This is a genomic window from Martelella sp. (genome assembly GCF_984369615.1).
Map to the genome: position 1 here is coordinate 1 of NZ_CFHTCS010000168.1, position 9,310 is coordinate 9,310.

At 63.8% G+C, this 9,310-nt stretch carries 12 protein-coding genes and 1 pseudogene; 10 read left to right on the forward strand and 3 right to left on the reverse strand.

The features are described 5' to 3' along the window. From AC5DC2_RS13820 to ubiG, 7 genes are all read left to right on the forward strand, one after another. A partial coding sequence (locus tag AC5DC2_RS13820) for an ASCH domain-containing protein (RefSeq protein ID WP_491698892.1) occupies positions 1 to 394 on the forward strand: 394 nt, incomplete at its 5' end. 7 nt (positions 395 to 401) lie between these two features. Next, a complete protein-coding gene (locus tag AC5DC2_RS13825; protein WP_491698893.1) occupies positions 402 to 638 on the forward strand; it encodes a DUF4160 domain-containing protein in 237 nt (78 codons plus the stop codon). Next, positions 619 to 894: a DUF2442 domain-containing protein gene (locus AC5DC2_RS13830; RefSeq protein ID WP_491698894.1), complete on the forward strand. Its 276-nt coding sequence runs from the start codon at positions 619 to 621 to the stop codon at positions 892 to 894. Before AC5DC2_RS13825 ends, AC5DC2_RS13830 begins: the two co-directional genes overlap by 20 nt. Positions 895 to 901: 7 nt before the next feature. After that, positions 902 to 1,144, forward strand: a complete 243-nt coding sequence (locus AC5DC2_RS13835) for a DUF4160 domain-containing protein (protein WP_491698895.1) — start codon at positions 902 to 904, stop codon at positions 1,142 to 1,144. Then, complete coding sequence (locus AC5DC2_RS13840) at positions 1,119 to 1,394, forward strand: DUF2442 domain-containing protein (RefSeq protein ID WP_200335658.1); 276 nt, start codon at positions 1,119 to 1,121, stop codon at positions 1,392 to 1,394. The genes AC5DC2_RS13835 and AC5DC2_RS13840 overlap by 26 nt, the downstream gene beginning before the upstream one ends. A gap of 248 nt (positions 1,395 to 1,642) precedes the next feature. Beyond that, positions 1,643 to 4,072 carry a phenylalanine--tRNA ligase subunit beta gene (gene pheT / locus AC5DC2_RS13845; RefSeq protein ID WP_491698896.1) on the forward strand — a complete coding sequence of 810 codons (2,430 nt, stop codon included), beginning with the start codon at positions 1,643 to 1,645 and terminating at the stop codon, positions 4,070 to 4,072. Between the two features lie 307 nt (positions 4,073 to 4,379). Next, complete coding sequence (gene ubiG / locus AC5DC2_RS13850; protein WP_024709975.1) at positions 4,380 to 5,132, forward strand: bifunctional 2-polyprenyl-6-hydroxyphenol methylase/3-demethylubiquinol 3-O-methyltransferase UbiG; 753 nt, start codon at positions 4,380 to 4,382, stop codon at positions 5,130 to 5,132. Positions 5,133 to 5,141: 9 nt separating this feature from the next. Here the strand turns inward: ubiG and AC5DC2_RS13855 are convergent, their stop codons facing one another. Then, the gene (locus AC5DC2_RS13855; RefSeq protein ID WP_491698897.1) at positions 5,142 to 5,681 is read right to left on the reverse strand and encodes an SH3 domain-containing protein; all 540 of its coding nucleotides are present in this window, start codon (positions 5,679 to 5,681) and stop codon (positions 5,142 to 5,144) included. Between the two features lie 172 nt (positions 5,682 to 5,853). On the opposite strand from AC5DC2_RS13855, the gene AC5DC2_RS13860 reads away from it, so the two are divergent. Continuing rightward, positions 5,854 to 6,861 carry a 2-hydroxyacid dehydrogenase gene (locus AC5DC2_RS13860; RefSeq protein WP_024709973.1) on the forward strand — a complete coding sequence of 336 codons (1,008 nt, stop codon included), beginning with the start codon at positions 5,854 to 5,856 and terminating at the stop codon, positions 6,859 to 6,861. A gap of 12 nt (positions 6,862 to 6,873) precedes the next feature. Next, entirely contained in the window at positions 6,874 to 7,155 is a 282-nt protein-coding gene (locus AC5DC2_RS13865; RefSeq protein ID WP_491698898.1) for an excalibur calcium-binding domain-containing protein, read from the forward strand. Positions 7,156 to 7,161: 6 nt separating this feature from the next. Here the strand turns inward: AC5DC2_RS13865 and AC5DC2_RS13870 are convergent, their stop codons facing one another. Together AC5DC2_RS13870 and AC5DC2_RS13875 are read right to left on the reverse strand one after the other, a co-directional pair. After that, a complete protein-coding gene (locus AC5DC2_RS13870) occupies positions 7,162 to 7,995 on the reverse strand; it encodes a glycerophosphodiester phosphodiesterase (RefSeq protein WP_491698899.1) in 834 nt (277 codons plus the stop codon). 1 nt (position 7,996) lies between these two features. Further along, positions 7,997 to 8,905 (reverse strand): polyprenyl synthetase family protein, encoded by a 909-nt coding sequence (locus AC5DC2_RS13875; protein WP_491698900.1) that lies wholly within the window; start codon positions 8,903 to 8,905, stop codon positions 7,997 to 7,999. A gap of 122 nt (positions 8,906 to 9,027) precedes the next feature. Between AC5DC2_RS13875 and AC5DC2_RS13880 the strand changes: the two are divergent. Next, positions 9,028 to 9,310, forward strand: a pseudogene (locus tag AC5DC2_RS13880) (monofunctional biosynthetic peptidoglycan transglycosylase); the annotation flags it as partial.

The window sequence follows — 9,310 nt, forward strand, 5'->3', positions numbered from 1 at the left end:
GTTCGCGTTCGGCGATACGCCGGCGCTGAAGGACGAGCTTCTGGCGCTGGTGCTCTCGGGCAAGAAGACGGCCACCTGCGGCGCGCTCCGCGACGTGACCGAGGCCGGAGAGCCGATGCCCGAGGTCGGACGCCGTGATGTGGTGCTTGACGGCGCCGGCAAGCCCGCCGCCGTCATCGAGACGACCGAGGTCAGCATCCGCCGGTTTAACGAGGTCGACGAGGATTTCGCCCGCGACGAGGGCGAGGGCGACCTGTCGCTTGCCTACTGGCGCGAGGGCCACGAGGCCTATTTCTCCCGCAACGGCGGATTCGAGCCGGAAATGGAACTGATCTGCGAGCGGTTCCGGCTGGTGGAGACGCTGGGTGAATACAGGCACGGGGCGGATTCGTGAGGAAGGGATGCCGACGCTTCTGATCTGGCATGGCTGCAAGTTCCGCTTCTACGCTCTGGACCAGGGCGAGCCGGCACATATTCATGTCGTCAAGGATGACAAGTCGCTTAAGGTCTGGCTGGAGACAATGGCCGTTGCCCGCAACATTGGGTACAATGAACGCGAGGTTGAACGGATCATGAGCGTCGTCGCCGAGCATCGAAACGAATGGATGGAGGCTTGGAATGGCTTCTTTGGAATTTGAAACCGAAGACATGCGTCCCGTGAAGGCATGGTGCACCGAAGGTGAAGTGCATGTCGCCCTCGCCGACGGTCGCGCGATCTCCGCCCCGCTCTGGTGGTATCCATTTCTGAACGGGCTTGATCTGGCCGGGCTGAACGATATTGAACTGATGTATGAGGGCATCTGGTGGACGCGGGTCGACGAGGGAATTTCGGTGAAGAGTATGTTTCTGGGGCAAAAGATGCCTGGGGCCAAAGAGCCGGAGCGGGCGGCATAATAATGCGATGCCGACCGTTCTGAAGAAATACTGCATACGCTTCCATTTCTACGGTTCGGACATGGGCGAGCCGCCGCATATTCATGCGTCCGGTCAGGGCGGAAAGGCCAAGGTCTGGCTCCATTACGGCGAGATGGCGGAATGCAAAGGCTTCAATACCGTCGATGTGAAGCGTATTCTGTCTGTGGTTGAAGAACACAAGGTTGAGTTTCTGGAGGCATGGGATGACTTCTTCGGATCCATATCCTGAACATGAGCGACCGGTTGCTGCCTGGTGTGACCCGGCGCATGTGCATGTGCGCCTTGCCGATGATCGCGAAGTGGTGACGCCGCTCTGGTGGTATCCTCGTCTTCTTGCTGCAAGTCCGGCGGAGCGGAACAATGTCGAGCTGATGCTGGATGGCGTTCATTGGCCGGACGTCGACGAAGACTTGTCGGTTCGCGGGATGCTGAGCGGCTGGAAATATCCGAACGCGGTTGAGCCGAGGGAAGTGGCCTGATGAAATACCATTTGCGTCATGCTCGGGCCTGACCCGAGCATCCAATCACCTCCGACGCGAGCGGAGGTTGCGGGTCTGGCGCAAACGCCTGTCGGGGGGAAACGCGCCTGGATCCTCGGGTCAAGCCCGAGGATGACGCCCAGAGCGGGGTGAGGTCAGGGAATGAACCGACGGAGCAACCGTCTGGTAGCGATGTTGTGAGCATATGTGCCTGGGGATGGTCCGGGCGGAATAACAGGAAGACGACAATGAAATTCACACTGTCCTGGTTGAAGGACCATCTGGAGACCGAGGCCTCGCTTGAGGATATCTGCGAGCGGCTGACGACGATCGGGCTCGAGATCGAGGAGGTCGACGACAAGGCGGCCTACAGGCCGTTCACCATCGCCCGGGTGATCGAGGCGAAGCAGCATCCCGATGCCGACCGGCTGAAGGTGCTGACGGTGGATGCCGGTGATGGCAAGCCACTCACGATCGTTTGCGGCGCGCCGAATGCCCGCGCCGGCCTTGTCGGGGCGCTCGCGCGGCCTGGCACCTATGTACCGGGCATCGATGTGACGCTGTCGGTCGGCAAGATCCGCGGCGTCGAGAGCCAGGGCATGATGTGCTCGGAGAAAGAGCTCGACATGTCGGACAATCACGACGGCATTATCGACCTGCCGGAGGATGCGCCGGTGGGCGCGTCCTTCGCCGCCTATGCCGGGCTTGACGACCCGGTCATCGAGATCAACCTGACCCCGAACCGGCCGGACTGCACCAGCATTCACGGCATTGCCCGCGATCTGGCCGCCGCCGGCTTGGGCACGTTGAAAGCGCCGAAAGCGCCCTCCTTCAAAACCGAGGGCGACATGCCGGTCAGCCTCACGCTCGATTTCGCCGCCGAGGACAAGCATCTCTGCCCCGGTTTTGCGCTGCGTCTGGTGCGCGGCGTGAAGAACGGCCCGAGCCCGAAATGGATGCAGCAGCGCCTGCTCGCGATCGGCCTTCGCCCGATCAATGCGCTGGTCGACATCACCAATTACATGACCTTCGATCAGGGCCGGCCGATGCATGTCTTCGACGCCGCCAAGGTCAAGGGCGGGCTGACGGTGCGCCGTGCGAAGGCCGGCGAGAAGATCCTGGCGCTTGATGAGCGCGAATATGAATTGAATCATGACAATGTCGTCATCGCCGACGACAATGGCGTGGAGTCCATTGGCGGCATCATGGGCGGCGAGCATTCCGGCTGCGATGACACCACCACCGACGTGCTGATCGAATCGGCGCTGTGGGATCCGATGAACATCGCCCGCACCGGTCGCACCCTCGGCATCATCACCGATGCGCGCTATCGTTTCGAGCGCGGCGTCGACCCGGAATATATGGTGCCGGGGCTGGAACGCACCACCGAACTGGTGCTGGAGATCTGCGGCGGCGCGGCGAGCGAAAAGACCGTCACCGGTTACGAGAGCCACGAACCGAGGGTGATCGACTACCCCATCTCCGAGGCGAAGCGGCTGACCGGCCTTGACGTTTCGGCGGAGGAAAGCCGCGACATCCTCACCCGGCTCGGATTTTCTGTTAAGGGCGGCGGCGAGACCGTTGCCGTTTCGGTTCCGTCCTGGCGGCCGGATGTGGAGGGCAAGGCCGATCTCGTGGAAGAGGTCATGCGCATTTTCGGCGTCGACAAGATCAGCCCGGAGGCCCTGCCGTCAGCAGGCGCGGTCAACGAAAAGATCCTGACCACGCTGCAGATTCGCTCGCGTTCCGCGCGGCGGGAACTTGCCGCGCGCGGCATGCTGGAGGCGGTCACCTGGTCGTTCATTCCGGAAGATCAGGCGAGGCTTTTCGGCGGCGGCGCGCCTTCGCTGAAGCTTTCAAACCCGATTGCCGCCGACATGTCGGATATGCGCCCCTCTCTTCTGCCGGGCCTTCTGGCAGCAGCGAAGCGCAATGCGGCCATCGGCCACGGCGATGTCGCCCTGTTCGAGGTCGCCGCGACCTATGAGAACGACAGGCCCGAAGGCCAGCGCCGGGCGGCGGGCGGCGTGCGGCGCGGCACGGCAACGCTTTCGGGCTCCGGCCGGATGTGGTCGAACGGAGAGACCGGCGCCGGTCGCGCGGTCGGCGTGTTCGATGCCAAGGCCGATGCGCTGGCCGTGATCGAGGCCTGCGGCGTGCCGGTGGGCAATCTCCAGATCGTCGCCGGCGGACCGGACTGGTATCACCCCGGTCGTTCCGGCACCATAAAGATGGGTCCGAAGATCGTGCTCGGCCATTTCGGCGAGTTCCATCCCAAGGTCCTGGAAGCGCTCGATGTCTCCGGCAGGCTTGCCGGTTTCGAGATATTCATCGATGCCATGCCGGAGCCGAAGAGGAAGCCGACGCGCACCAAGCCGGCGCTGACGCTTTCGCCCTTCCAGGCCGTCACCCGCGACTTCGCCTTCGTCGTCGATCGCGATGTCGAGGCGGCGGCGATCGAGCGGGCTGCGGCCGGCGCCGATCGCAGGCTGATTACCGGCGTCACCGTCTTCGACGTGTTCGCCGGCGCGTCCCTTGGCGAGGGCAAGAAGTCGATTGCGATCGAAGTGTCGATCCAGCCGAGCGATCGCACGCTGACGGATGAGGATTTCGAGGCGCTGACCAAGAAAATCGTCGCCAATGTCGAAAAGGCGACCGGCGGCGTCATCCGCGCCTGACCTCTCCTTCATGTTGGCGACAACTCTGCACACGGCCCGGCCTTGTCCGGGCCGTTTCGCGTTTGCCCGAAGCGCGGGCGCGGGCTTGGAAACGCGGGAATCCGCCTTACATCTGAAGAATACGGGCCGGGTGCCCGGAGCGAGAGTGCAGAAAGCGCCGGACTTGCTTGCCGCTGACCTCGCCCGCTTCTATAAGCGGATAACAGATGCAAGCGATTTGAGATCGGAGTTCCCTCCGGGCTTGTATGCGCAGCAACACATGAATGAGCGGCCCTGAATGCCGCTCGCCACACCGGAGATCAGATCGATGACCAACGCCGAAAAGACGACAATCGACGACAGCCAGGTCGAGTGGTTCTCGAAGATGGCGGCCGAGTGGTGGGACCCGACCGGCAAGTTCAAACCGCTGCACAAGTTCAATCCGGTGCGCATTTCCTATATCCGCGAAAAGGCGTCTGCCCATTTCGCCCGCGACGAAAAGTCGGCGCGGCCGCTCGCCGGCCTTCGCATCCTCGATGTCGGTTGCGGCGGCGGGCTGCTGGCCGAACCGCTGGCGCGCATGGGCGCGAGCGTCACCGGCATTGATCCGGCGGAAAAGAATATCGGCATCGCCTCAACCCATGCCGCCGAATCCGGGCTTGAGATCGACTACCGGGCAACGACGGCGGAAGCCCTGGCGGAAGCCGGCGAGATGTTCGATATCGTGCTGAACATGGAAGTGGTCGAGCATGTTTCCGACGTGGATTTTTTCCTGACCACCTGCGCCTCGCTGGTCAGACCCGGCGGCATGATGTTCGTCGCCACCATCAATCGCACGCTCAAAGCCGGGGCGCTGGCGATCTTCGCCGCAGAACGCGTGTTGCGCTGGCTGCCGCCCGGCACCCATCAGTATGAAAAGCTGGTGCGCCCGGAAGAAGTCGAAAAGCCGCTGAAAGCCGCCGGCATGGACATTGTCGAGCGCCAGGGCGTGTTCTACAGCGTGCTGACCGATAGCTGGAACCGCTCGAAGGACACAGACGTCAATTACATGGTGCTGACGACCAGGCCTGAAAGCGCCTGAAACGGCGGCCTATCGGAACACTTCGTTGGGATAGACGCCCCAGAGATCGTTCTGGTGCATGTAGCCGGAAACGCCCTTGACCTCCAGCTCGCACCAGGTGCCGTCGCATTCGGAAAGGTGGACGATCACGCCCGGTTCAAGCCTGGCAACATCACGGGCGGAATCATTGCCGCTGGCCTTGACGTCGAGATAGGTTTCCTCGGCGCTGTTGCCGCGCAGCCAGGGGGCGACCATGGCGTTGCGCACGGATGACAGCACCGAGACATGCATCCAGCCCTCCGTGCCGTCGGCATCGCGCACCTGGCGCCAGACGGCATATTCCTCGATGATCTCCACCGGCAGGCCGGGGCGCTTGTAGATCCATTTGGTGGCGTAGTTGAAGCCGGGGCCGACGCGCATGCGGGCGCGATCCGGCTTGATGATGGCAAAGCGAGGCAAAGGCGCGCCGGAGGCCCCGCGCCGCTCGCTTTGCGCATGGACCGGGGAAACCGGCATGACGACGGCGAGGACGACGAGCGCACTGAGGACCAGACTGACGATACGACGCATGGCATTCCCTTGAAAATCTGCCCCCTGAGGGGTCTTGCAGGACCTCTCAGGGCCACCCGCACGGCGGACTTCGGGCCGCAACGCCGATTTCGCCCCCCTCACCTCCGCTTCAGGTGGAAAAAAGCCTGCAATATGTGCATTATCGCCCGACATGTTTAATGAGCTGTAAACGATGACCCATCCGAAGAAACCCGAAGTCTTTGTCACGCGGAAGCTGCCCGCGCCGGTGGAGGCGCGCATGCAGGAACTGTTCTCGGTCACGCTGAACCGCGACGACCGGCCGCTTTCGCGCGACGAACTGGCCGATGCCATGGCCCGGGCGGATGTCCTGGTGCCGACACTGACCGACCGGATCGACAAGACGCTGATAGAACAGGCCGGCCCGCGGCTGAAGCTGATCGCCAGCTTCTCCAACGGGGTGGACAATGTCGACGTCAATGCCGCCGCGAAGAAGGGCATCACCGTCACCAACACGCCGAACGTGCTGACGGAGGACACCGCCGACATGACCATGGCGCTGGTGCTTGCCGTGCCGCGCCGGCTTGCCGAGGGCGCGGGCTTCCTTTCGCGCGCCGAGCCCGGACAATGGCAGGGCTGGAGCCCGACCTGGATGCTCGGACGGCGCATCTGGGGCAAGCGCATCGGCATTGTCGGCATGGGCCGCATCGGCACGGCGGTTGCGCGCCGCGCCAAGGCCTTCGGGCTTTCCGTCAATTATCACAATCGCGGCCGCATCAGCCCGGAAACGGAGGCCGAGCTGGAAGCGACCTACTGGGACAGCCTCGACCAGATGCTCGCCCGCGTCGATATCGTCTCGGTCAATTGCCCGTCGACGCCGGCGACCTATCACCTGATCTCTGCCCGCCGCCTGCAGCTGATGCGCCCCGAGGCCTATATCGTCAATACCGCGCGCGGCGACGTGATCGACGAGGAGGCGCTGATCAAATGCCTGGAGGAAGACCGGATTGCCGGCGCCGGGCTGGACGTCTTCGAAAACGAACCGAACGTCAATCCGCGCCTTCTCGACCTGGCGAAAAAGGGCAAGGCCGTGCTCCTGCCGCATATGGGGTCCGCCACGCTTGAAAGCCGGATCGACATGGGCGACAAGGTGATCATCAATATCCGCACCTTCTTCGATGGCCACCGCCCGCCGAACCGGGTTCTGCCGGGACGGGAGTGAGACCGCAGGCCCATGAGAAATCCGCAGACCATGCTGCTTCTCTTCGTTCTGGCTTTTGCCGGAGCGCCCGTGAACCCGGCCTTTCCGATGTCCGAACCGATGACGCCGGCCGTTTTGCCGATCGAACAGGCCGCCGGTTGGAGCTGTGCTCGGGCCTCCAGCTGCGCAGAAGCCGTCAGGCAATGGTGCAACGGCTATCGCCGCGCCGACGGTGACAATGACGGCATCCCTTGCGAGAACGTCTGCCGGTCGCTCGCCGAAGTCAGACGCATCCGCGGACAGATCGGCTGTTGAGCGCGCTTACCCGAACGCCGCGAACAGCCCGTCGGCATCATCCGTGGTGATCTGGTCGGCCTTCAGCGCCAGCACCTTTTCGGCATGGGCAAGGCCGGCAGCATCGGCGACCCTGATCGTCCAGGCATCGACCGTTTTTCCGGCATCGTGGAAGGCGGCGATCATGTCGAAACCGGCGTCTGCTGCAGCAAGAACCAGTTCGTAGTGGAGATAGAACATCCGCGCGTCAGGCGCGGTCTGAAGCGCTTCGGCGACGAAATCGACGTATCGCCCGTTTTCCATCACCCGCTCCATCGCCCCGTCAAGGCAGGGATCATAGCCGGTGGCAAGGCCGGGCGTGGTCTCGGCAAGCCGCTTCACCGCAGCCGCATCGCCGCCGGACAGGATCATGTGGCTGGCTACCGGGCGCACGGCCTCGCCGAAACGGGCGATGCTCTCCGGCGTGAAAGCGGCAAGCTCTTCCTTCAGGTCGAGTTGCAGAATGGCGCTGTCGGCGGCGGCGCTGGTCGCCACCAGCCGCGCCAGTTCATCAAACAGCATCACGCCTTCGCCGGTATCGCGCCCTTCGGGATCGAGAAGACGCGCGGCGCGGACCTGATCGGCGCTCGCCTTGACGACCGGGCCGACGCCGGTGGTCGATTGCTCCAGCAGTTCGTCATGCAGCACCGCCAGAGCGCCGTCGGCGGTCAGCTGCAGGTCGACCTCGCTGCTGGCGCCTGCCTTCAGCCCCTCGACGATGCGTGCGCGCGAAAACGGCGTGTCGGCGGGAAAGCGCTTGCCGCAATGCCATTTCAGCCAGGTGCGGTGGCCGTTGCGGGTAATCGCGATCGGGGCTGTCATTTCAATATCTCCGCCTGGCTACGAAACGGGCCGCCTCGACCAGAGTTTCGGCCTTTTCCCCAAAGGGCGACAGCAGTTCTTCCGCCTCCGCCACCAGCGCGCCGAGCCGCTTTTCCGCCCATTCCGGCCCGTGCAGGGCGACAAGCGTGCCCTTGCCGCGCCCGGCATCCTTGCCGGTCGCCTTACCCATGGTTTGAGCATCCGCCGTCAGGTCAAGAAGGTCGTCTGAAAGCTGAAAGGCAAGGCCTATCACCGCGCCGTAGCGATGAAGCCGCACGCGCTCCTCCTCGCCGGCGCCCGCGATGATCGCGCCCGCCTCCGCCCCGAAGCGAATCAGCGCGCCGGTCTTCATCGCCTGCAGCATGACGATACCGTCTTCGTCGGGCGGTGATTTCTCCGCCGCCAGGTCAAGCGCCTGGCCGCCTGCCATGCCGCCGATGCCGGCCGCGCGGGAAAGGGCGGCGACCAGTTTCAGCCGAGCCTCGGGGGCAAGGGCGGTCCGGTCATCGGCGATGATGTCGAAGGCGAGCGTCAGCAGGCTGTCGCCGGCAAGGATCGCGCTCGCCTCGTCAAAGGCCTTGTGCACGGTGGGGCGGCCGCGCCGAAGATCGTCGTCATCCATGGCCGGCAAATCGTCATGGATCAGCGAATAGCAGTGGATGCATTCCAGCGCCGCGCCGACCCTGAGCGCGGCCTCTTCCGGACCATCGAAGAGCCGCGTGCCTTCGATCACCAGAAACGGGCGGAAGCGCTTGCCGCCATTGAGAACGCCATGACGGATCGCCGCCATCAGGGTTGACGGTCGCGCGGTCTCGCCCTCAAGCGGATCGGCGCCGAGAAGCCCTTCGAGGCAGGCTTCGACGCGGGCGCGGGCATCATCAAGACGGTCGGTGAACAAGTGTGCGGTCATGGGCTTGTCTTGGCACGCCGCCCGGCGCCGTTCAAGCCGCAATGATCCGGCCGCAGCCTTCTTTTCAAGCAAGCCGTTTTCGCGCTATGGAGAGACGGGCATTCATGAGGGTTGGTTGATATATGGGCGAGACGCCGGACTTGGAGGAGGACAAGGCACCGCGAAGGGGTCTTTTCCGCCGTTGGCTTCGCATCACCCTGCTCGCACTTGCCGTCTTGCTGCTGCTGCCCTACCTGTTGCTGCCGCTTTATCGTCCGGCCTTCGTCCACCCTGTGTCGACGCTGATGATGGCGCGGGCGCTTTCCGGCTATGACCGGCAATGGGTCGCCTTCGACGACATCGCGCCGGTTCTGGTGCAATCCGTGCTGATGTCGGAGGACGGGCAGTTCTGCAATCATTATGGCG